Genomic DNA, 23,820 nt, shown 5'->3' on the forward strand with positions numbered 1-23,820 from the left:
CCTCACTTTGGTGCCAGAAATCGTATAAACGACTGCCTTAACCATTTCCAGGCTATTGACTCCAACAGCATAATATCTTAATTCGCCTCTAATTAGCCTTTTACTTGTAACTAAAAAATCAGGATCATAGAAAACGCTTTCTACCCCAAATACCGTATTCCCTCTTTCGGGATAGTCGTCACAGACGTGCTTAATGTTATTCTGATCCCACTCAAATTCAATCATTATCCAATAAGTGTGTGTTATGAAAAGGAGAGTAAGTCTCCAAAGTTAGCAATTCCCAATTAGGTTTTAGAAACTCCCCAACCTAATTTTGCGGCCTGATTACTATGGCAAAAAAACCTTTGAAGGTTACAAATTCATGAAAATTACCACATTTGCAATCAAAGTTTGGCGCTGGATGTCGATACTGTTCGTCGTCGGTGCCTTGCTTTGGACTTACTCTCTTTTCCCTGAAATGGTTGCGGTTGATTTTTCCAGTAATGGCCTGGCAGAAAGGTATGTGGATAAGCAACACATTTTTTACATTGTGATGGGACTTTTCCTGCTGAATAATGTGATTATCACCGCATTTGCGAGACATATCTCCAAAGTAGACGCCAATCACCTGCCAATCTTTAACAAGAAAATCTGGGCGCAACATCGCGAGGAGTTAAATGAACATCTGGAAAACTGGCTTTTCTGCCTCGTGGCGGTTATCAACACCATCATCGGATTTAGTCTTCTTGCTTTGGCGACCATTAATAGTACCAACTATAAAATGGATGTGTTCGACTTTTCCTGGGTTTATTACGCCGGTTTGGCATTGATCATTTTCGTCTTTTTGCTTCCTCTAAGATTGCTGTGGACACCAGTTCCGGAGGACAAATTGTAATTGGATTATGGCAGGGGAGGAAAAAGCGGCTAATAACTGGCTGGAAAAAGCAGCATTAATCAATCTAGAAGATTACGTTTACGACTTGCCGGACGAGTGGATCGCACATTATCCGCTACCTGAACGCGATACTTCGAAGCTGCTGATTTATAAAAGCGGCACGATCTCCCACAAACATTTTTACGACCTGCCTGCACATTTGCCTTCCGATGCGCTGCTCGTTTTTAATGATACCAAAGTCATCCCGGCACGGGCGTATTTTACGAAGGATACCGGCGCATTAATTGAGATTTTGTTGCTCCATCCTGAGCTGCCGACACGCATTATTAATGATGCCATGCTGGTCAAGCATGAATGTGTTTGGGAATGTATGATCGGGAATAAGAAGCGCTGGAAGCAGAAGGATATTTTGTCTTCCGAGGTGCAGATTAACGGTGAAACTGTGAGATTGACAGCAAGTTACGCTGATTATGACCGAAACTTGGTTCAGCTAAATTGGTCCGGCGAGCATAATTTTCTTGAAATCGTCAAAGCTCTCGGAGAAATTCCACTTCCCCCATATCTGAATCGTGACACCGAGGAGCAGGACAAACAAACTTACCAAACAGTTTACGCCCACCACGACGGTGCCGTGGCAGCCCCGACAGCAGGTTTGCATTTCACGGATCGGGTTTTTGAAAAACTAGATAAAAAAGGCATTAAGCGTGCTTTTTTGACCCTGCATGTTGGCGCTGGAACATTTTTGCCAATCAAAGTCAACTCAGTGACGGAGCACAAAATGCACGCGGAGCAGATTGTTTTTTCAAGAAACTTGATTAATCAGCTTCTTTCGTCGGACAAAATTGTTTCGGTCGGGACTACCTCGATGCGTTCTTTGGAAAGTCTTTACTGGTTTGGTGTAAAGCTGATCAGGCAGGAAACGACTGATTTTTGGATTGAAAAATTATATCCCTATTCCTTGCTGGAAACTACACTTCCTACTGGGCGAGAATCCCTGCAAGCGATCGCAGCATTCATGGATTCTCAGGGATTGGAACATTTGACTGGTGAAACGGAGATCTTCATTTTTCCCAGATACAAATTCCAGCTCTGCAAAGGCTTGATTACTAATTATCATCAGCCTGGCTCCACATTAATTTTGCTAGTAGCAGCGTTCGTCGGTCCCGACTGGAAAAAGATTTACACCGAAGCTTTTGATAAAAACTATCGCTTTCTGAGCTACGGGGACAGTTCTTTGCTCTGGTTGAACTCCTGAGACCAGGCCAATTGTGTTTGTTTCAGAACAATCCTTTAATTTGCTGCTTTCACATTAACACTCTACACACATGGGACAAGCGCAAATGGCAGGACCGAAATATACCGTACCCGAATACCTCGAAATGGAGGAAAAAAGCGATATCCGTCATGAATACTATGACGGGGAAATCTTCGCTATGGCAGGCACGACGATGAATCATAATGAAATCGTCGACAATGTCCGGACTATCTTAAAAGATTTTTTCAAACCTTTCGGCTGCCGTGTTTTTGCGGAAAATGTGAAGGTAGAAGCGATTGAGAATCTGTATTATCCTTATCCTGATGTCATTGTAACCTGCGCGCCAGATGATATTTCTGGCAGATACATTGTAAAACAGCCGTCGGTTCTTGTAGAAGTCTTATCAAAATCATCGGCGAGTTACGATCGTGGATTTAAATTACGGCAGTACAAGAAAATAGATTCCCTGATCTATTACATGCTTGTTTCGCAAAATGAATTTTACGTCGAACTGTATTCCCGCACAAATCAACCCGACATTTGGTCTTATCAAACATTTGATAATGCTGAAGACACTATTCACCTGGAAAAACTGGATTTCGAAATAGAAGTTTCGGAGATTTACGATAACATTGTCTTCATCCCAGACGAAGATCAGATCTGAATCTTACTTCACCGAAACGACCTCACTCATTTTCGAAACCCCATTTTCATTAAAAGCTTCAATCGCAAAAAAGTAAGGCACTCCTACATTCAACGCCCTGAGCTCGAAGGTGTCCGGCTCGTCGTTCCAAAACTGGTATGTCTGATATAATTTGTCCTGCGCGATTCCCCAGAGCACATTATAGCCGGTTGCGCCTGGTACTTTTTCCCATTTTAAATCTGCATTGCGGGCGTCCTTTTGCCGGGCTGCGGTGAAAGTTTTTGGTGTTTGCGGAGCGGTGCCCGTACCATTTCCGAAAATCCGGTATTCGCTGATGGCCAAAATTGGTGAAGCAGCATATATGTGTTCGTAGCGGACGTATCTCGCGCGCACTGGCTTCGCGAGTTCAATGTAGGCGCAGGGGCGGTCTCTTTTTGGTTCGGTCGAGAGGTCGCTGGCGAGTTCCCAATTTTGGCCGTCCTTCGACGTCAGGATTTTAAATTGCGTGTAAACCTTCTCAGGCTTGTTGTCAAAAATGTTGGATTTGTAATCGGTGTAGTTGATTTGGATGGCTTTAATGTCTTGCTCGGTTTGCAAATCGATGGTCAATGTTTCGCCGGGTTTATTCTGTTTTGCTGCCCAAAATGTTCTCGGATTTTCGTCTGTAATTTTTGCGGCTGCATTGGAATCCAATGTTGATGAGGCAGTTACTGGTTTTTTGTAAGACAATAACATCCAACCGGTAAACAATTCATCACCCTTTCCTGACCAGGTTTTTGACGGCATTTTATGCGGAAAATCTCCGAAGCGGGTATTCGCAAACATTTGTCCGTCCTTATCAAAACCAGCTGGATGCATTACAATTCGCCGCTCCATGCCCCAGTTCAGACCAATCCAGGTGGTACCGGTATTCCAGTAGTTTCCATAATTATCCTGAAATGTATTCCCATGACCAGCGCCGGTTGCAAATCCGCCCGGCTTGTAGGAAACCGGATTGTAAGGCGCGTAAGTAAATGGCCCCAGCGGCGAATTCCCGACGTAGGTACCGTTTGCGTAAACGTTATATTCCGTCCCCGGCGCGCCGTATTGCAGGTAATATTTGCCTTTGTGCTTCGTCATCCACGCGCCTTCCGTGAAAGGTTTGAAGGGATCGGAATGATTTGGACCGAAACGCTCCCAGCCGTGCTCATATTGATTTAACCAAAACATCGCCTGATACTGTCCCTTGAATGCCAGTCTTTTAGAGTAATCCAGTTCCGAGCCGAAAATCGGATACACATTCGACGAGCCCCAGTACATATACCATTTATCGGTGTCGGCGTCGTGAAAAAGGGCTGGATCCCAGGGGCCGATATCTTTCGGTAACCGCGGCGTCCAGCGGTTGTAAAATTCCCAAATACCTTTTTCTGGTGCGACGGAATATAAAATTGGTCGTGACTCAAATGTAGATTGAAAAAGAAAAAGCGTATCCCGCACCGAAACCGCCGCCGGGGCGCACATATCTTCGAAAGGCCAGCGGTTGGCCGTCAGGTATTTCCAATGCAGCATGTCTTTCGAATGCCAGTAGCCGCCGGAAATTGTCACAAAAAGGAAGTATTCGTTTTTATGGTTAATGATCACAGGATCAGCCCCGGAGCGGTAGCTGATGTTTTCATTGAGCTGCTCAAAATTGTATTTATAATCAATGTCCATCGGGTTGCAGTACGTCGTCTGCGCTTCTGCAAACGTGCAAGTCAGCAGAAAATAGAGTGAAATGAGAGCAAGCCCCCATGAGGATGTCTTAATGATATGTTTCATAAAAATCTTTTAATCCTACTAAAATAGACAGTTTACCGATATTATGCCGACTGCATTTTCCAAAACATGGGCGTCAAAACAACTTTTAAAAGCGATAACTTCTACCTTTGCGGTTCGATTAGATGTAAGTAAAAGTTTATAAAATGACCATTGATTTTATAGAGGAATTGAAGTGGCGAGGCATGTTGCACGACGTGATGCCTGGGACGCAGGAACAGCTGAACAAGGAAATGACCGCCGGTTATATCGGTTTCGACCCGACTGCTTCTTCGCTCCACATCGGTAACCTCGCCACGATTATGTTGCTGGTGCATTTCCAACGTGCTGGCCATAAGCCTTTTGCATTGGTGGGCGGCGCGACGGGAATGATCGGCGACCCGTCATTTAAGGCTTCCGAGCGATCATTTCTGGATGAAGAAACTTTGCAGATCAACCAGGAAGGTATCCGAAAGCAGCTCCAACAATTCCTTGATTTTGACTGCGGCGAGAACTCTGCCGAGATGGTCAATAATTATGATTGGTTTAAAGATATCGGCTTTCTGCAATTTCTTCGGGAAGCAGGTAAGTTTCTGAGCGTCAATTATATGATGTCCAAGGATTCTGTAAAAAAACGTCTCGAAACCGGGATTTCATTTACAGAATTTTCGTACCAGCTTTTGCAGGGTTACGATTTTTATCATTTATATAAAAACAAAAATATCCGGCTGCAAATGGGCGGCTCCGATCAGTGGGGCAACATTACGACCGGAACCGAAATCATCCGCCGTAAGGAAGGCGACGAAGAAGGTTATTTTAAAGCTTACGCGTTAACTACGCCACTTTTAACAAAATCCGACGGTTCCAAATTTGGTAAAAGTGAAGGCGGGAACATTTGGCTGGACGGTACCAAAACTTCTCCTTACGAATTCTACCAGTTCTGGCTCAACCAGGCTGATGAAGATCTGCCGCGCTACCTGCGTGTATTTTCTCTGAAAGGTCGCGAGGAAATCGAAGCCCTGGAAACCAGCCACGCCGCTGAGCCACATTTGCGGATCATGCAAAAAGCGCTGGCCGCTGAGCTGACGATCCGCATACATTCAGAAAAAGCATATCAGACTGTTTTGAAGGCATCGGAAGTTTTATTCGGAAAAGCAACGCTGGAAACATTGCAAGGCATTGAAGAAGAAGAGTTTGACGCCATTTTCGCCGGCGTACCTCAAACCGAAATCACATCCCAGGAATGGGCTGAATGCGCCAACATTACCGACCTGATATCAACCGTAACCCGCTCCGAAGTCTACGCATCAAAAGGCGAAGCGAGACGTGCAATTCAGCAAAACGCTGTGAGCGTCAATAAGGTAAAGGTTAATTCAGCCGAGCAGTCTTTGAGTGATTTTTCGCTTCTGCAAAACCGGTTTTTGTTGATTTCCAAGGGGAAGAAGAATCATTTGATTCGGGTTATGTAATATTTTAATGTGTTCCAGAGGAACACACTGTTTATAGGAAGTATCGTTGTTAATTATTTGGGCTCCGAAAGGAGCCTCCTTTTTTTGTATGGGTTTCATAACTCCTTTCTTTAAATTTGAAAAATCCACGACTGTTTGTAGGATTTTCTTACAAAACTATTATCTTTGAATGTCAAAATCATTTAGTTCTATCGAAGAGGCATTTGCCTGGTTTTTAGAACATGTATACAAAAATTTGCCACCAGAAGAAAAGAAAGGTGAGTTAGTAAGTGCCTGGCGCAGTTTTACATTCAAGCAGGGTATATCTCAAAAAAAGATGATTTCTATTTTGGAGCGATATGGTTTTGACGTGAATGTTTCAGTAACATATAAAAAGTAAATTTTTTTGCACCGGCTTTGTAAGATTTTCCTACAAATATTTTAAACTATAACCACTATCAAAATGATCATTGATTCAAATGCTACAAACAACCAAAATCCTTTGTCAGATGAAGAAGCTAGATTATTAAGAGAGCAGCACGATGTTGTCTGTGAGTTTTTCAAACGAGATAGCAGTGCGGAAATCGTGAATTCTTTGAATACATTGATTGAGGACTTTCTTTTTTCGGACGATGTGGATAATGTCACGCCCGAAATTCGGGTTCATATTGCTAATAATCTGCGGGTTGTGACATTGATCACGAAGTTGGGGCAGACGAGGGTGAGGTGGTAGATAAGTTTCGGCTCTTGGCTGGCGAAATTCTAATTTAATGTTTGTCCAAAACTTGAATTAAGATTTCGCTTAGTTTAGTTTTGCTATCAAAATCTAAACTAACATATAAATAAGTCTCAGCTGATAAGATGAAGAATTTCAAAGCGGGTAAGCATTTCAGTCAGGGATATTATAAAAGTTTCCAGCCTGAGCCTATCAATCGCGATTGGCAGGTCGATGATATGCAGGTACTTAGCCTTTTAAGCCAGGCGGATCGGTATCTTGGGAAGCTCGATATGTATTCAGAATACGTGAACATTGATTTATATGTTCGGATGCACATTGCTAAGGAGGCGACGCAGTCATCGAAGATTGAGGGCACGCGGACAAATATGGAAGAGGCGTTTCTTGGGAAAGAGGATATTGCTGCCGAAAAACGGGATGATTGGGAGGAGGTGCAGAATTACATTAGTGCTATGAATGATGCTATAAAACAGCTACATACGCTTCCATTTTCATCGAGACTAATTCGGCAGACGCATAAAATTTTGCTGCAAGGCGTCAGAGGAATGCATAAGCAGCCCGGGGAATATCGGACAAGCCAGAACTGGATTGGCGGCGCATCGATCAATGATGCGGTATTCGTGCCGCCTGTCCACACTTCGATTGCGGACCTGATGTCGGACATTGAAAAGTTTGCCCATGATGAACTGAATCAGCTGCCCGACCTGCTGAAAGTGGCGCTGATCCACTATCAGTTTGAAACAATTCACCCATTTTTGGACGGTAATGGTCGCGTCGGTCGGTTGATGATTACGCTTTATCTGGTGGATAAAGGGATATTGAAGCAGCCAATCTTGTATTTATCTGACTATTTTGAAAGAAATAGGACATTGTACTACGACAATCTGATGCGGGCCAGGACGCATAATGACATCAATCAGTGGCTGAAATTTTTCCTGGTGGGTGTTATTGAAATTTCGAAAATAGGGATCAAAACTTTCGACGGCATTTTACAGCTGCAAAAAACACTGGATGCCAAAATCCAGACTTTTGGAAGCCGAGCAGCAGAAGCCAGGAAGATTGTGAATTACTTGTATGAGCAGCCGGTAATTGATGCAGGTAGAATCGAGGCCCTCACCGGCAAGTCAAAAGCAACGAATTACAAAATGTTGGCCGACTTCGAAAAACTTGAAATCCTCCGTGAGATTTCTGGTGGGCAGCGTAACAGGCTTTTTATCTTTAATGATTATCTGGCCCTTTTCCGGTAGCAGGAAGGCTTATGACTTCCCCGAAAAAGTATTCAAAACCGGCGCGGCCGTGGGATTATACTGATACGATTGCCACGTATGGTCCTCATAAATCTCCACAATCCGGTAACCTTTGTAAGCCGTACCCCAATTTCCACCGAAGTGGCCGTCGAAGAAGTAGGGTTTTTTGCCGTAGAGTTTGGTGCTGTCCTGGTCGTGGTCGTGGCCGTTGAAGATAGCTTTTACGTTGGGCGTGTTTTCGAAGAGGTCGATCACTTCTTTGCATTCGATTCCGTTGACCGTCCACTTGGCCGGGGTAATGTGCAGGAATACGAAAATGCCTTTTTTGTCAGCGTATTTGGCGAGTTCGGCTTTTAGCCAGGCGGCATTCGGGCAGACGTACTCGCCTTTTTCATTGGAAGTATCGCCGATCACGAAAGCATATTCACCTTTTGCAAAACTGTGGTTTGTGGGATAACCCCAAGTACTTTGCCACACATCCAGACCTACTTTATCATGATTTCCGCGGCTGACGTAAAACGGTACGCTGAGGTTTGCGATCGTTTTTTTGAAATCGTAAAGTAATGTTGGATCATCGTGGATGAGGTCTCCGTTGAAGAAAAGGAAATCGACGCCTTTTTGTAATTTCTCGCGGTTGACCCAGCCGATCAGATCCAAATGCATGGTTTTGAAATCCGTGTCAGGCTGCCCATAATGTCCGTCAGAGGCGACGATGAAGCGCATGGAAATCCTTGCTTTCGGCGATTTTTCAACATTCGAGAGCAAATTGATTCCGGGTAAAGCGGGTAAAAGTTTCAAAAAAGACCGTCTTTGGAAGCGCATCAGGGGGCAGGTTTTGAGTCAGGATTGGGGTAGCTAATAATTTCAAAAATAGTTATTCGTCCGTGATATTTTCTTTATTCTTGCATTTGGTTAATAATATTTAATATAAAATTTCAACTCATGGATCGCCTAATCCTGCAAAAAGCGGCGTCTTATTGTGCTTACCAGGAGCGGACGCAGGAGGAAGTCCGGCAGCGGCTCCGGAAGTGGAATGTGTGGGGCGAAGAGGCCGACGAGCTGATTGCGGAACTGATTTCGATGAATTATCTGAGTGAGGAAAGGTTTGCAAAAACGTATGCCGGCGGCAAATTCCGGATCAAGAATTGGGGACGGATGAAAATAAAGCAGGAGTTACAGCGGCGGGGCATCAGCACGTACAGCATTCAGCAGGGCATGAATGAAATCGGGGACCAGGCTTATGTCGAAAACCTGAGGATATTACTGCAAAAAAAGAAGGACCTGCTTTCGAAAACGGAAACAGATCCTTTTAAATTGAAACAAAAACTTGCGCGATTTGCGCTGGGGAAAGGGTATGAGAGTGAGTTGGTTTGGAAGGAGTTAGAAAGTTTGTGACGTGCTTCGACCGCCCGGCGGCCCGGTGCGCTCAGCATGACAGTTCTAAAAATCCGAATCAAACGAAATTTTGTGGCCGCCTGAATCTTTATCCTTTACGCCACTCATGACGCCTGCTTTCTGATATTCTCCTACGCGTTTTTCGAAGAAGTTGGTTTTTCCTGGAAGTGAGATCAACTCCATGAAATCGAACGGGTTAGCGGAGCCGAATTGCTTTTCACAGCCCAATCTTTCCAGCCAGAAATCTGCGATGTACTCGATGTACTGCTTCATCAAGTCTGCATTCATCCCGATTAGTGATACCGGCAGCGCTTCGGTAATAAATTCTTTCTCAATTTCAACTGCATCGAGCATGATTTCGATCACCCTTGCAGGGTCAAGCTGGTTGACGATATGTTGGGTATAAAGCAGGCAAGCAAATTCGCAATGTAAACCTTCATCTCTGGAAATCAATTCGTTAGAGAAGGAAAGACCTGGCATTAAGCCACGTTTTTTCAACCAGAAAATAGAGCAGAAAGAGCCTGAGAAGAAAATTCCTTCGACCGCTGCAAATGCAATGATCCTCTCCGCGAAAACCGGACTGTTGATCCATTTTAAAGCCCACTCGGCCTTTTTACCAACACAAGGAACCGTTTCAATCGCTCTTAATAATCGGTCTTTTTCGACGGGATCTTTAATGTAAGTATCAATTAAAAGCGAGTAAGTCTCGGAATGTATGTTTTCCATCGCGATCTGGAAGCCGTAGAAACATTTGGCCTCGGCATATTGCACTTCGCTAAGAAAATTCACTGCCAGGTTTTCATTCACGATTCCGTCTGATGCTGCGAAAAAGGCAAGTACGTGAGATACGAAATGCCGCTCTCCGTCAGACAGGTTCTCCCAATCCTTCATATCCTGGGACAAATCTATTTCTTCCGCTGTCCAGAAAGACGCCTCGTGACGTTTGTACATTTCCCAGATATCGGAATGTTTGATTGGAAACAATACAAAACGCAAAGGGTCTTCGATCAACAGGGGTTCCTGCCTGGTAAGTTCTTGTGACATAGTTAGTTTTGAATATTTACGGGGATCAGTAATGTATAACGTTTGAGCTTTTTTGACTGGAAAAGCCAGTTTTGAGGGAAAACAAATCTACCCACTTTGAGCCGAAAACCCAAGGCGCGGAAGTCAATTTGCGGCGGCTGTTTAGAAAAATTCTTCTCAGGAATCGCGTAACTTTACGGGCCACAATGTCTTACTGACGCCATTTTTTTTAAGAATTTCATTAAATAAATTCCACTTAAACTTGAAGATTTCAGGATTTACGATCATCAGAAATGCTGTTTTGAACGACTACCCGATCGTCGAGGCGATCACTTCGATCCTGCCGGTTGTGGACGAAATGCTTGTGAGTGTGGGGTATAGTGACGACGCAACATTGGACCTCATTAAAAGCATTAACTCGCCGAAAATCAGGATTGTAGAGTCGGAGTGGGATATGTCGCTGCGGGCTGGCGGGAAAGTTTTGGCAGTAGAAACGGACAAAGCTTTGCGCCAGATTTCAGCGGATACCGACTGGGCATTTTACATTCAGGGCGATGAAGTGGTGCACGAAAAATACCACGCGGCAATTTTGGAATCTTGCAATCAACATGTTGATAATGTAGAAGTTGAAGGTTTACTTTTTGACTACGTGCATTTTTATGGGACCTATGACTACATCGGCGACAGCCGGAAATGGTACCGCCGGGAAATCCGTATTATCCGGAATGAAAATAAAGCCGGCAAGTATGAAATTTCAGCTTTCCGGGACGCGCAGGGTTTTCGAAAAGGATATACGAAACTGAATGTCAAGCATTCTGGCGCGGCAGTTTATCATTATGGCTGGGTGAAAAGTCCGGCGCAGATGAAGACAAAAATGAAGAATGTGAGTAGGTTCTGGAATGATGATGAGAAGTGGGAAAAGATTCTGAAAACGGAGGATGTGTTTGATTACAGTGAGTTTGATTCGATTAAGAAATTCGAAGAAACACATCCAAAAGTAATGCAAAACCGGATCGCGCGGCAGAACTGGAAAGTCGACCTGGACATTACTAAAAAGAAATTCAAGCTGAAAGATGCGCTGCTGTATTGGTTCGAGAAAAAGACCGGACGGAGGTTGTTTGAGTTCCGGAATTACAAATACATTTGAAATTAGAACCTTATATTTGTTACCTCAACTCAATTTCAAATCTCAATCTTAACCTCATGTTTGAATATTTTAAGAGAAGGTCAGCCCGCAGAAAGGCACGTCGTCATTTTCAGGAATATCCGCATGTTATTGATACATTTGAATTGGCCGATGAAGGCAAAATTTCTTTCGCAAACTGGGAAAATCCTTTAATTAAACCGAAAGTTATTACCCAGGAAGAAGTAAATTTTTTCAAAAAATTTATTACAAAGGGCAGTTTTTGCATTGATATAGGTACCAACATTGGGGACACCACAGTCCCGATGGCGCTGGCGGCCGGTAAAGAAGGTACTACATTAGGTTTTGATCCTAATCCTCACGTTTACAAGATTTTAGAGATCAATGTTTCTCTGAATAAAGATAAAACCAACATTATTCCGCTGCCTTACGCGATCACCAAAGAGGATGGTGAGTTCAGCTACGCCTCATCGGAAGCATCTTTTGGAAATGGCGGGATTTCAAACGAAGTTGTGGAAGATCACGGCTCATTTAAACTGGCCAACAAAATCCAGGGGATTCGTCTGCAAGATTACCTCAAAAGAAATCACGCAACATTACTTCCAAAATTATCTTTCATCAAAGTAGATGTGGAAGGTGCTGATATGGAGGTGATTATTTCAATTTCAGATTTGATTTCAAAATATCATCCGGCGCTCGTGGCCGAATGTTTCCCCAAAACTACATTGAAAGAACGGGCCGAATTGTTTAGGACGGTGTCAGATTTGGGATATGAACTTTACTATTTTTCGGACTTTTTGGATAATGCTGAAATCGTGAAAATTGAAAATCCAAAGGACATGACCAAGTGGAGGCATTTCAACTTTTATGCAGTACCTGTGAAGGAATAACATTCCCTTCAAATCCATCTTTTCCTCCTAAAAAACCAGAGGACCACCAGTGACGATAATACCATCAAAAGCAGTGAAATCCAGAATCCCCAGGGTTCGTTGGTTGATGGAATGTGCGCATAGTTCATGCCGAAAATACCTGCTATCAAGGTCGGGGGCATGAAAATGATGGTTACTACGGTGAATATTTTGATAACCTGGCTTTGTTCGAGGTTGATCAAACCCATGAAAGTGTTTTGAAGGTATTCGAGCCGCTCGAAATTGAAGGTGGTATATTCGAGCAGGGAGCTGATATCCTTCAAAATGATCCGTAAATGCTCTTTTCTGTCTTCCGGGAAATACTGACTTCGTAAAATTCCGGAGAGTACTCGCTGTTTGTCAATGCTGGTTTCGCGGAGCATCATCGTAATTTCCTGCAAGCCGGAAATGCGGATCAGTACTTCCTGCCGGGCTTTTTGCTCGTGTGTCAGATCTTTACTGATCGCTGAAATGTCGCGGGATATACCTTCCAAAGAATCCGCATCCGCCTCGATCCGGGTTTCAAGCAGAAGCAGCATAAAATCTACCCCGCCCTGAATGGTCTCTGGGCTTACCTTCATCTTTTTGACGGTATCGGCAAAGGTTTTGGAATCGCCGCGCCGGTACGTGAAAAGCACATTCTGATGCAGAATAAATGAAACCGGGTACGTTTCATACCCATCGCGGTCTATTTTCAAAAAGTTGGAGTTGGCGTTGATTGTTTCGTTTTGTTCAAAAAACCGTGAGCTACTTTCGATTTCGACAATTTCCTGCGGTGTTTGAAAACTGATCGCACATTTGTTCTCCACCCACTCTTCCTCCTCCGCCGTCGGCGACTGCAAATCGACCCAAACCAGGCCCTGCACCTTGCCCAATTCGCGAATATCATTCTCACGCTTAATCAGCCTGCCTTCTTTGTAAAAGATACGTACCATGTTTTAAAGTTGGGAAAAAAGAAGGAGCGCAAAAAGCCGGTCACCCAATTTTATCAGGTTTCTGGGAAGTTAATCGTATTTTTGCGTGATGCAAAATACCGCTTCTCCGAGCATTTTTACTACGCAATTCTGGTTGCTCGGCCTCAGTTCGTTCCTTTTTTCTTCCAGCTTTAACATGCTGATTCCTGAGCTGCCGGGATATCTTTCCAAAATGGGCGGCGCCGATTACAAAGGCGCAATCATCGGACTTTTTACATTAACAGCCGGATTGTCAAGACCTTTCAGCGGTCGGCTTACCGACCGAATCGGCAGAGTGCCCGTAATGGCATTTGGTTCGCTGGTTTGTTTTGTCTGCGGAATGCTATACCCTGTTTTCACGACGGTCATGCCATTTCTGTTACTCAGATTGGTGCACGGATTTTCCACCGGTTTCAAACCTACCGGTACGGCTGCCTACGTCGCCGACATTGTTCCCGCCGAACGCAGGGGAGAGGCGATGGGAATTCATGGGATGTGCATGGGTTTAGGATCGGCTTTCGGGCCGGCGGTGGGTAGCATGATCAGCCTCTCTTTTTCCCTGAATGCACTATTTTACACGTCTTCGATTTTCGCGCTACTTTCTATTGTGATCCTTTTAAACATGAAAGAGACGCTTGCAGAAAAGCAGCCACTTTCGTTAAAAGCCTTCCAAATCACCTGGCGGGATGTCTTTGAGCCAGATGTTTTCAGTCCTGCACTGATCACTTTTCTTTGCTACTTTGGCTTCGGTGCAGTTTCGACATTGACACCTGATTTCAGCGAGTATCTTGGTCTGCAAAACCGGGGTTATTACTTTATGGTATTCACGCTTTTCTCAATTTTGGTTCGTCTGTTCGCCGGAAAAATCTCGGACAGGCACGGCCGAATGCCGGTTACGATAGTCGGTTGTGCTATCTTAATCGTCGCGATGGTTATCACCGGACTTGCTCATTCAGTATTTATTTTCCTGACCGGCGCAGCCTTTTTTGGAATGGCAATGGGGATTCTATCGCCGGTATTGTCGGCTTGGACAGTTGATTTAAGCGGAGATCATAATCGTGGGAGGGCAATTGCTACCATGTACATTTGCCTGGAAGCGAGTATCGGTTTAGGCGCATTTCTTTCAGCGGCATTGTTCGTAAATCGTGCGGAAAACCTGCAAACCGTATTTTTCTCCATGGCAGGTTTTGCCGCCGCTGCTCTGATTTATACGCTGGCGATTTACCAACACAAAAAACGCCGCGCCCGTGTTATTTGACGACAGTTTTCAAACCATAGCAAAACCATCCGAAGGTTTTTTCAAAGACAAAGGCAGCAAGTTCCTGGCATTCGCATCTCCAATCCGAAATGATTCGGAAGTAAAAAAACGCCTCGTTGAGTTGCGCGAGCTTCATCCAAAAGCTGTGCACCATTGCTATGCCTACCGCGTGGGAACCGACCGGATGAGCTACCGCATGAGCGACGACGGAGAGCCATCCGGAACCGCAGGGCGACCGATCCTTAACACATTATATTCACGAAATGTTACCAATCTGCTGGTTGTTGTCGTGCGGTATTTCGGAGGAACATTACTAGGCGTGCCGGGATTGATCAATGCTTATAAAACCGCGACGGAAGAAGCTTTGAATGCAGCAGAAATTGTGACTCGGCATTTATCCAGCACATATGAAATCAGCTTTCCTTACCTTCAAATGAATGATGTGATGAAAATCGTGAAGGACTTGGACCTGGAAGTGTTAGAGCAGAATTTTGATCTGAATTGTAATATGATCCTCGAAGTACGGGCGTCACGGATAGAGCTGTTTATGACACGAATTGATAAAGTAACAGGAGCTACTGTTAGCTTGCAATAACCTCAATCATTGTCCTTCAACATCCGTACAAAATCATCATCATATTCCTTAATTGCCTTCAAAAGCTCTTGTAGCTCCTTCTCTTCTGGCGTACCCTTTTTCGCTCCGAAAATTTCATCTGCTCGTTCTGATGCTTTTTCGTATTCGCTTTCGTTCGTGATTTTCATTTTAGTTGGTTTGAAGGTTAACTGACAGACCAAAGTTAAGAAATAAAAAAAACCGACCTTTTACGGTCGGTTTCTTCATTTAGGTTAAAAAGCAATTTAGCAGGTTAAAAAAACAATTTAGAAAAATTAATATCCGGGGTTTTGAGTCAATGTTGGCTGACCGTTCAACTGGCTGTTCAGAATTTCGTCTTGTGGGAGTGGATAGTACAGGTTTTTCTGAGTGAATGTCTTTCCAGTCATGTAACCTCTCTTCACAAATGTACGTCCCGATGGCTCTTTGCCCTGTACCGCTTCTTCGGCGATGTATTTGTTCAGCACCTTTTCGGCAATCCCCCAGCGAACCAGGTCGAAGAAACGGTGGCCTTCCATCGCGAATTCCAGTCTTTGCTCCATGCGTACCGCATTTCTGGCAAAATCAGCTCCTTTGGACGCAAACGTTCCGGCTGGATATGGCTCCACTTTGTATGTAACCGATGCATCTTGCACCGAACCGGTTTTAGCGCGGTTGCGGATCTGGTTTACATAACCTTCTGCAACTGCCAGGTTACCAAGCTCTACTTCGCATTCGGCCAGCCACAGTATCACGTGCGACAACTTGATCATACGGAAGTTGTTGTTCACGTTTCTTTTGCTGGTAGAGTGGGTAGTGCTGTTTTCTTCGGCCAGGTAGTACATCCATTTCTTACCGGTAAACGGACCGGCGTAATTCTGGTCACGGATCCAGGAAGAACCTGGCATCGGTCCCCAGTCGAGGAAGTTGACGCCGCGGCGTCCTACTGTCCAGTCAAGGCGAGGGTCTACCGGAATTGTTTTGTCCAATGTAAATGTAGCCGAGGCAACGATTCCCTCATCATTTGGCAGATCCACTTTATTATAAGTATCCAAAGATCCGTCCGCAGCAGTACCGATCATCGGCAGACCGTTTTCGGTTTTGAATGCATTCACGAGGTTGTGGGAAGGCTGGTAAAAACCGCAGCAGCCACGGCCGGGCGCATTCGCCGAGTAAGGCCAGTTGAGGTTATCCCCAGCGTTACCATTGTTACCATTTGTACCGTCATTGACAGAGAACTGTACTTCAAAAATCGACTCTGAATTGTTGTTTCCGGTTGTACGGTAGTTGTCATGGTAGTTGGCAACCAGCTTTTTGCCTGAATTTGTCAAAACATCATCGAGCAAAGTTTTTGCCTGTGCCCATTTTTTCTCAAACAAGTAGCATTTCGCAAGGAAAGATTCCGCAGCCCATTTTGTAGCACGGCCTTTCTGAGCTTGAGTAGCAGGCAGGTTATCCGCAGCGAATTTAAAGTCTGCTTCAATTTTTGGCCAGATATCCTCTGTATTTGGAACTTTGGTTGAATTCGGATCGGAGCGAACATATACGGTTTCGTCAATGTAAGGAATCTTGTTCCACATTTTTTTAGCTTCGAAGTGATAAAAACCTCTCAAATAACGAGCCTCCGCGATTACCTGCGTTTTTTCCGCATCGGTCATATCCTTTACTAGCTCACCATTTACGATCTGGATCACTTCGTTGCAGCGCGCAACACCGTCATATTGGTGCCACCATTTTCCAAGGAAATATGTATTGTCTGACAGCCAGTTGTACTGCTCGATAAATGATTGCTCAGGCTGGTCACCCGCATCGGTACCTTTCACCGCATCATCGCTGGCGATTCCACCGAAAACATAATTGGATACCGTCGACTGACGACCTGTATTACCGGAACCCACACCATCCACCAGCGAGTAAGCGCCAATCAGCAAGGCATTTACCCCGTTTTTGTTGCTCAATTGTTCCAGAGATGCGCGGCCCTGCGGTTTCAGATCGAAAAAGCTGTCGGAGCAGGAGAAGCTCAGACCGATCAAAACGATTATTAATGTTATTTTCTTCATTTGAATGATATGAATTTCGTGAATGTCAAAGGATTAGAAACCAAAGCGTAAGCCTACCAGGTATGATTTGGAAACAGGGTAAGCGCCCTCATCCACACCCATGTGAATGTCCTGGTTGTCGGTACCGGATCTTCTCAGGTTAATATCCGGGTCAAGACCGGTGTATTTGGTGAATGTGAAAAGGTTTTGGCCTTGTACATAAACCTGTGCAGAATTGATCTTGATTTTCTTCAACAAGGAAGTGGGCAGCGTGTAAGTCAGCTGAATGTTTTTAAATCTGAAATACGAACCGTCTTCAAGGAAGTAAGAAGAAACCTGCTGGCTGGTAGCGTCACCTGAGTTAAGTCTTGGCAACTTCGCATTGTCTCCGGATTTTTTCCACGAGTTGTAAAGCATATCTTTTGACCTGTTACCCTGAAAAACGTTGAAATCTGTCCAGTAGCGGGTATAGTTGAAGATTTGGTTTCCGTAAACACCTTGTCCGAACAATGTCAGGTCAAAGGCTTTGTAACCAATATTCAGGTTTACACCGTAGTTAAATTTTGGGTGCGGATTTCCAATAATCGTACGGTCAGCAGCAGTAATCACACCGTCGCCATTTACATCCCGGAATTTGAAAACACCCTCACGTGTATACGATCCGAATTTCGGCGCAGCATCCGCTTCCGCCTGGTCTTTGATCACACCATCCACAAAATAACCATAGTAGCTCGCGATCGGGTAACCTGCTTTGGTGGCAGACATGGCCGGAAGACGTGTCGTGAATCCGAAAATGGTTGAGTTCGGATCATTGTTCAGCCTTACCACGTTGTTTTTATAGTGACCGAAGTTCACGCCGGCAGTATAATAGAAGTCACCTTTTTTATCCCGGAAATTCAAACCAATGTCAAAACCTTTGTTAGTCACTTCACCAATGTTGGTATAAGGAATGGTACCGGTACCAGCTGTTCTCGGGATCGCGATCTGCGTCAACATGTCGGTGGTTTTGCGGTTGTAAACGTCCACTACCAATTCCAATTTGTTGTTCAGCAACACCGCGTCCAAACCAATGTTGGTCGAAGTATTGGTTTCCCATTTACCGTTTGTGTTACCAAACTGTACGAGGTCAAACCCGCCGACAATAGAAGTTCCGGTACCGTTGATATCGTAACCATTGTTTTGCGGGTCTGCTGCGTACAGCGTATAAGCATTATAAACGTTAGGGATGAGCTGGTTACCAGTTTTACCCCAGCCGAAGCGAAGTTTCAGATCGTCCACGAATTTCTTGGCTGGCTTCATAAATTCCAGCTCTGTCATACGCAAACCAACTGAGAACGCTGGGAAGATACCGTAGCGGTTGGCTTCCGAGAAGCGGGACGAACCGTCGCGGCGTAATGTAAAGTCAGCCAGGAAAAGGTCTTTAAAGCCGTAGTTGATTTTACCGAATTGAGAAAACAATGCGCTTCGGGTGGCACCACCACCAGCATTCGCCAAACCTGCGGCAGAACCTGCATCCAGGTAACGGTAGTCGATATCATCGAATGCAAAACCGCTTCTGCTCGCCTGAAAACCAAAAGAATAAGTCTTCACAGCCTCGGTACCAACCAGCACATTCAGGTTATGCGAGCCGATGATTTTCGAGTAGTTCAATGTGTTGAACCAGGTGATCGAGCGGTCCAGGTTGTTGATCACGTTTAAGCTGTTCGCATTTCTTGCTTCCGCAGCCTCAATGTCGCGGTGGAAATATTCGGAGCGGTTGGACTGGTTGTATTCCAAACCAAAGCTGGTGCGGCCAACAAGTCCTGGAAGAATGTCGATTTGTGCGAACATATTTCCAAACACGTGGGTACCTTTTGTGATGTTGTCTTTTTCACGATACAAGCGGGCCAGCGGGTTGGGTGCATTACCCAGGTTACTTCCGCGGCTTCCGGCAAAACCATTGAAATCAGAAGTATTCGTTCCACCCAGTGCTTTCGGGCCGCCTGTAATGTCAAACACGGGGATGATCGGGTGAACGCGGATCGCAAACATAATCGGGTTACTTTCATCGTTGTTTGTGATACCTTGTCTTTCGTCATAAGAGAATGTAATGTTCTCTCCCACAGTTACTTTGCCTTTTGTAAATTCTGTGTTGGCACGAACTGAGTACCTTCTGTATTTGGTAAATCTCAGGATACCATCTTGCTTGAAGTGGTTGGCAGAAATCGCATACTTAGCCGATTTTGAACCGCCTGACGCCCCGATCTGATAGTTGGAAATCGGAGCTGGATCGAAAATAACATCCTGCCAGTCAGTTCCTTCCTTGTTTGCTTTGGTAATGTTGAATGCGGTTTTACCCAGGTTTGGATCAGCAATGTCGTTGGTGTAAGTGTAGTTGGAAGGCAGCTCTCCGTAAACGTTCGGGTAAATGTAATCAGCGATGGTTTGCTCACCATTTGGACCAAATTTATACTGAACAGAAGGAGAAGTTACCGATGGAGTTTTACCTGCACCCAAGTCAGATTGGTACAAATACTCGCCCAATTCTTTTGTATTCAGTAGGTTAAGCATTTTGCCAGGTCTTTGTGTTCCTGTGTAAAAATCGAAAGAAATGCTTGGCTCGCCTGGTTTTCCTTTTTTCGTTGTAATGATCACAACCCCGTTCGCCGCCCGTGCACCATATATTGAAGCAGCCGACGCATCTTTCAAAACCTGCATCGACTCAATGTCGTTTGGGTTGATCTGGTTCAATGTTCCTTGCGTCGGAACACCGTCGATTACAAATAGCGGGCTGTTGTTGTTGATAGAACCAAAACCGCGGATACGTACCATGGTACCACCACCCGGCGAGTTATCATTTCCGACAGTTACCCCGGCAGCACGGCCCTGAAGCATTTGGGTGACGCTGGCGGAAGGTACTGAAGTAAGTTCTTTGGGGCTGATCACAGTTACAGCACCGGTAATGTCCTGCTTACGCTGCGAAGCATAACCTGTCACCACCACTTCTGTCAAGCTTTTTACATCATCGGAGAGGGTAATGTCGATCACGGATTTGGCACCGATCACAACTTCTTGTTTCATGTAGCCGATTGAAGAGAATACGAGGGCGGCGTCAGCGCCTTTTGCCTCGATGGAATAACGGCCCTCGGCGTCGGTCACGGTACCTGTGTTCGTACCTTTCACCTGCACATTGACGCCCGGAATACCCGCGCCATCAACTGATGAAATGACCTTTCCGGTAACCTGTTTGTCTTGCGCATAGGTAGTAGCCGAGCTTAGCACTGCCCACACCAAAACTGTTACGGAAGTCAAAAAGACTCGTAAATTTTGTTTCATAAAATTGGAGTTAGAGAGTTAAGAATGTATTAGTAATTATCAATATAATATCAAAAATACAAATTGGTCTGATATTACTATGCTTGGAAAAGTATTTTGGAAATAAATATTATAACTATACTTATGGTTACAAATGAAGTTTTCAGGTTATTGTCCTAGTTCGGGAACGATTGCGCTTCGACCCTTTCCCTTTTTATTACAATAAAATGTTAAGATAATTTTGTGGTTAAATCGCGCAAAATTTATGCAACTCAACTTTTACTTTTGTGGTTAAACATAGATATGCACTTTCAGCAGCAAGATAAAAACGACAGGATTTTGGAACATCAACATGATTTAGCATTGGTTGGAGAAGACTTGATTGAGGTAGAAGGTGCACGAGAGCATAACCTGAAAAACATTGACGTCAGCATTCCCAGGAACAAGCTGGTGGTGGTGACGGGGATTAGCGGAAGCGGCAAATCTTCCCTGGCTTTTGATACGATTTATGCGGAAGGACAGCGCCGGTATATGGAGAGTTTTTCCTCCTATGCGCGAGGTTTTATCGGAGAAATGGAGCGGCCGGATGTAGATAAAATCAGTGGATTATCGCCTGTAATCAGCATTGAGCAGAAAACGACTTCGCGGAACCCGCGCTCTACGGTCGGTACCGTTACTGAAATTTATGACTTCCTGCGGCTTCTTTACGCCCGCGCGGGTGACGCATATTCGTATGTGACGGGCAGGCGGATGATCAAGCAATCGCAGGACCAGATCGTGAACCAGATGCTGACGCAGTTTCTGGGACAGAAAATTATTCTGCTCGCGCCGGTGGTAAAAGGCCGGAAAGGTCACTACCGCGAGTTGTTTGTGCAGATAACGCGTCTTGGATATACGAAGGTGCGGGTAGATGGTGAGGTACAGGACATTACCGCCAAAATGCAGCTCGACCGGTACAAAGTGCATGACATTGAAATCGTGATTGACCGGGTAATTCCGAAGAAAGAAGAGGAAGATCCGCAGTCGAGATACCGGCTCAGCCAATCGGTAGCGACGGCTATCAAGCAGGGAAAAGGTGCATTAATGGTGCTGGATGCGAAAGGAGAAACGTACTATTTCTCGCAAAATTTGATGGATCCTGAGTCTGGGATCAGTTACGACGATCCGGCGCCGAATGCGTTTTCCTTTAACTCACCGTATGGCTGGTGCCCTACCTGTCAAGGTTTGGGGATGATCGAGGAGATTACGGAAGATTCGATCATGCCGGATAAATCGTTGAGCATCAGCAAGGGTGGGATCGCGCCGATGGGTGAATACCGTGAGGCGTGGATTTTCAAGCAGCTGGAAGTTTTGCTCAAAAAATTCAAGGTAACATTGCAGACACCGCTGGAAAAATTCCCGGAAGAAGCGATCAAGCTGGTGCTTTTTGGAAGTGAAGATGCCGTGCCGGTACCTTCCAAAAAATATCCTGGAACGGAGTGGGAAACCAAATTTGACGGGATCATCAACTTCCTGAAAAGGCAGCAGGAATCCGGAAATGAGAAAATCCAGGATTGGCTGAAAGATTTCATGGTGGTTCAGGTTTGTCCGGAATGTCAGGGAAAAAGGTTGAAAAAAGAATCCCTGCATTTTAAAATTGATGGAAAAGATATTGCTGAATTGTCCGATAGTGACATTCGGGTTTTGGCGGATTGGTTGGTAAACCTGGAAGACAGGCTTGAAGACCGTCAGAAGGTAATCGGCCACGAGGTTTTAAAAGAAATAAGAAAAAGAGTAGGTTTTCTGCTCGACGTGGGTCTGGATTACCTGACATTGAACCGGGCTCTAAGAACATTATCCGGCGGAGAGGCGCAGCGGATCCGGCTTGCGACGCAGATCGGGACACAGCTGACGGGCGTGCTTTATATTATGGATGAACCGAGCATCGGGCTGCACCAGCGGGATAATGTGCGGCTGATCAATTCTTTGAAAAGCCTGCGGGATCTTGGAAACACGGTTTTGGTGGTGGAGCATGATAAGGATATGATGCTGGCTTCGGACTACATTCTCGACATTGGGCCGGGAGCGGGCCGCCACGGTGGGAATGTGGTGGGAGCCGGAGAGCCGGAAGCATTTTTGAAAAATGGCTCGCTCACAGCAGATTATCTGGCGGGTAGAGAAACCATTGAAGTGCCTAAAAAGCGTAGAAAGGGAAATGGTAATGTGATCACCTTGAAAGGATGCACAGGCCACAATTTGAAAAATGTGAATATGTCGTTCCCTCTGGGGACGATGATTTGTGTGACCGGCGTGAGCGGAAGCGGCAAGTCTTCTTTGATCCACGAAACATTGTTTCCGCTGCTCAATCATTATTTTTACAAATCCCGCCGCGAGCCGCTGCCTTACAAATCCATCGAAGGTTTGGAGCACATTGATAAGGTGATCGAGGTAGACCAAACGCCAATCGGACGTACACCGCGTTCGAACCCGGCGACTTACACCAATTTATTTACAGATATCCGCACACTGTTCGCTGAGTTACCGGAAGCCAAAATCCGCGGCTACAAGCCGGGACGTTTTTCATTCAATGTAAAAGGTGGGCGCTGCGAAGATTGCGAAGGCGCGGGGATGAAAAAAATCGAAATGGATTTTCTGCCGGACGTGCATATCAACTGCGAAACCTGCAAAGGAAAACGTTTCAACAGGGAAACATTGGAAGTGCGTTTTAAAGGAAAGTCCATCGCAGATATCCTGGATATGACTGTGGAAACTGCCCTGGAATTTTTTGAAAACCAGCCAAGACTTTTGCGTAAAGTACAGACATTGAATGATGTAGGTCTTGGCTACATTACCCTCGGCCAGCATGCTACAACATTGTCGGGCGGCGAGGCGCAGCGGGTGAAACTGTCAGAAGAATTATCCAAGCGAGATACCGGCAAAACGTTATACATTCTCGACGAGCCGACCACCGGGCTGCATTTCCAGGATATCAGACATTTGTTGAGGGTCTTGAACAAACTCGTAGAAAAAGGAAATACGGTCCTGATCATCGAGCATAACCTGGACGTAATCAAAGTAGCCGATCACATTATCGACGTCGGTCCCGAGGGCGGCGCGAAAGGCGGGAAGATCATTGCAGAAGGTACGCCGGAGAAAGTTTCAAAAGTAAAAGGAAGCTTCACCGGACATTTTCTCGCGGAAGAATTGAAATAAAAATTTAGAATAAAAATGAATGCGTACTTCCTTGAAAGCAAGGCAA

20 protein-coding genes are annotated in these 23,820 nt (G+C 45.1%); 13 read left to right on the forward strand and 7 right to left on the reverse strand.

Annotated features, from left to right (window positions below; all coding sequences use genetic code 11):
- Positions 1–361: 361 nt before the first annotated feature.
- From FEN17_RS26215 to FEN17_RS26225, 3 genes are all read left to right on the forward strand, one after another.
- Positions 362–874: a hypothetical protein gene (locus FEN17_RS26215; protein WP_138368366.1), complete on the forward strand. Its 513-nt coding sequence runs from the start codon at positions 362–364 to the stop codon at positions 872–874.
- 7 nt (positions 875–881) lie between these two features.
- Positions 882–2,129 carry an S-adenosylmethionine:tRNA ribosyltransferase-isomerase gene (locus FEN17_RS26220; protein WP_138368367.1) on the forward strand — a complete coding sequence of 416 codons (1,248 nt, stop codon included), beginning with the start codon at positions 882–884 and terminating at the stop codon, positions 2,127–2,129.
- A gap of 70 nt (positions 2,130–2,199) precedes the next feature.
- On the forward strand, positions 2,200–2,793 hold the full coding sequence (locus FEN17_RS26225; protein WP_138368368.1) for a Uma2 family endonuclease: 594 nt from the start codon (positions 2,200–2,202) through the stop codon (positions 2,791–2,793).
- Positions 2,794–2,796: 3 nt separating this feature from the next.
- Here FEN17_RS26225 and FEN17_RS26230 read toward each other — a convergent pair whose 3' ends face one another.
- Positions 2,797–4,569: a discoidin domain-containing protein gene (locus FEN17_RS26230; RefSeq protein WP_138368369.1), complete on the reverse strand. Its 1,773-nt coding sequence runs from the start codon at positions 4,567–4,569 to the stop codon at positions 2,797–2,799.
- Between the two features lie 149 nt (positions 4,570–4,718).
- On the opposite strand from FEN17_RS26230, the gene tyrS reads away from it, so the two are divergent.
- The 4 genes from tyrS to FEN17_RS26250 all read left to right on the forward strand — a co-directional run bounded on the left by tyrS (position 4,719) and on the right by FEN17_RS26250 (position 7,976).
- Entirely contained in the window at positions 4,719–6,014 is a 1,296-nt protein-coding gene (gene tyrS, locus FEN17_RS26235; RefSeq protein ID WP_138368428.1) for a tyrosine--tRNA ligase, read from the forward strand.
- 169 nt (positions 6,015–6,183) lie between these two features.
- Positions 6,184–6,393 carry a hypothetical protein gene (locus tag FEN17_RS26240; protein ID WP_138368370.1) on the forward strand — a complete coding sequence of 70 codons (210 nt, stop codon included), beginning with the start codon at positions 6,184–6,186 and terminating at the stop codon, positions 6,391–6,393.
- A 63-nt stretch (positions 6,394–6,456) separates the two neighbouring features.
- Entirely contained in the window at positions 6,457–6,726 is a 270-nt protein-coding gene (locus FEN17_RS26245) for a hypothetical protein (RefSeq protein ID WP_138368371.1), read from the forward strand.
- 128 nt (positions 6,727–6,854) lie between these two features.
- Positions 6,855–7,976 carry a Fic family protein gene (locus tag FEN17_RS26250; protein WP_138368372.1) on the forward strand — a complete coding sequence of 374 codons (1,122 nt, stop codon included), beginning with the start codon at positions 6,855–6,857 and terminating at the stop codon, positions 7,974–7,976.
- Between the two features lie 9 nt (positions 7,977–7,985).
- On the opposite strand, the gene FEN17_RS26255 is transcribed toward FEN17_RS26250, so the two are convergent.
- Entirely contained in the window at positions 7,986–8,798 is an 813-nt protein-coding gene (locus FEN17_RS26255) for a metallophosphoesterase family protein (protein ID WP_138368373.1), read from the reverse strand.
- Positions 8,799–8,918: 120 nt separating this feature from the next.
- Between FEN17_RS26255 and FEN17_RS26260 the strand changes: the two genes are divergently transcribed.
- A complete protein-coding gene (locus FEN17_RS26260; RefSeq protein ID WP_138368374.1) occupies positions 8,919–9,371 on the forward strand; it encodes a regulatory protein RecX in 453 nt (150 codons plus the stop codon).
- Positions 9,372–9,416: 45 nt separating this feature from the next.
- On the opposite strand, the gene FEN17_RS26265 is transcribed toward FEN17_RS26260, so the two are convergent.
- Positions 9,417–10,415, reverse strand: coding sequence for a ribonucleoside-diphosphate reductase small subunit (locus tag FEN17_RS26265; protein ID WP_138368375.1), 999 nt, complete (start codon positions 10,413–10,415; stop codon positions 9,417–9,419).
- A gap of 241 nt (positions 10,416–10,656) precedes the next feature.
- On the opposite strand from FEN17_RS26265, the gene FEN17_RS26270 reads away from it, so the two are divergent.
- A complete protein-coding gene (locus tag FEN17_RS26270; protein ID WP_138368376.1) occupies positions 10,657–11,541 on the forward strand; it encodes a glycosyltransferase family protein in 885 nt (294 codons plus the stop codon).
- A 56-nt stretch (positions 11,542–11,597) separates the two neighbouring features.
- Positions 11,598–12,428: an FkbM family methyltransferase gene (locus FEN17_RS26275; RefSeq protein ID WP_138368377.1), complete on the forward strand. Its 831-nt coding sequence runs from the start codon at positions 11,598–11,600 to the stop codon at positions 12,426–12,428.
- An 8-nt stretch (positions 12,429–12,436) separates the two neighbouring features.
- On the opposite strand, the gene corA is transcribed toward FEN17_RS26275, so the two are convergent.
- A complete protein-coding gene (corA, locus tag FEN17_RS26280; protein ID WP_138368378.1) occupies positions 12,437–13,381 on the reverse strand; it encodes a magnesium/cobalt transporter CorA in 945 nt (314 codons plus the stop codon).
- A gap of 88 nt (positions 13,382–13,469) precedes the next feature.
- Between corA and FEN17_RS26285 the strand changes: the two genes are divergently transcribed.
- Together FEN17_RS26285 and FEN17_RS26290 are read left to right on the forward strand one after the other, a co-directional pair.
- Positions 13,470–14,657 carry an MFS transporter gene (locus tag FEN17_RS26285; protein WP_138368429.1) on the forward strand — a complete coding sequence of 396 codons (1,188 nt, stop codon included), beginning with the start codon at positions 13,470–13,472 and terminating at the stop codon, positions 14,655–14,657.
- The gene (locus FEN17_RS26290; protein WP_138368379.1) at positions 14,647–15,252 is read left to right on the forward strand and encodes an IMPACT family protein; all 606 of its coding nucleotides are present in this window, start codon (positions 14,647–14,649) and stop codon (positions 15,250–15,252) included. Before FEN17_RS26285 ends, FEN17_RS26290 begins: the two co-directional genes overlap by 11 nt.
- Positions 15,253–15,254: 2 nt before the next feature.
- On the opposite strand, the gene FEN17_RS27375 is transcribed toward FEN17_RS26290, so the two are convergent.
- The 3 genes from FEN17_RS27375 to FEN17_RS26300 form a co-directional block, all read right to left on the reverse strand.
- On the reverse strand, positions 15,255–15,419 hold the full coding sequence (locus FEN17_RS27375) for a hypothetical protein (RefSeq protein ID WP_171038004.1): 165 nt from the start codon (positions 15,417–15,419) through the stop codon (positions 15,255–15,257).
- Between the two features lie 126 nt (positions 15,420–15,545).
- A complete protein-coding gene (locus FEN17_RS26295) occupies positions 15,546–17,309 on the reverse strand; it encodes a RagB/SusD family nutrient uptake outer membrane protein (RefSeq protein WP_138368380.1) in 1,764 nt (587 codons plus the stop codon).
- Between the two features lie 33 nt (positions 17,310–17,342).
- On the reverse strand, positions 17,343–20,603 hold the full coding sequence (locus FEN17_RS26300) for a SusC/RagA family TonB-linked outer membrane protein (RefSeq protein WP_138368381.1): 3,261 nt from the start codon (positions 20,601–20,603) through the stop codon (positions 17,343–17,345).
- A gap of 318 nt (positions 20,604–20,921) precedes the next feature.
- On the opposite strand from FEN17_RS26300, the gene uvrA reads away from it, so the two are divergent.
- Positions 20,922–23,774 carry an excinuclease ABC subunit UvrA gene (uvrA, locus tag FEN17_RS26305; protein ID WP_138368382.1) on the forward strand — a complete coding sequence of 951 codons (2,853 nt, stop codon included), beginning with the start codon at positions 20,922–20,924 and terminating at the stop codon, positions 23,772–23,774.
- The last annotated feature ends 46 nt before the right edge of the window (positions 23,775–23,820 follow it).

This window comes from Dyadobacter luticola (assembly GCF_005860805.1).
Classification (GTDB): Bacteria; Bacteroidota; Bacteroidia; order Cytophagales; family Spirosomataceae; genus Dyadobacter; species Dyadobacter luticola.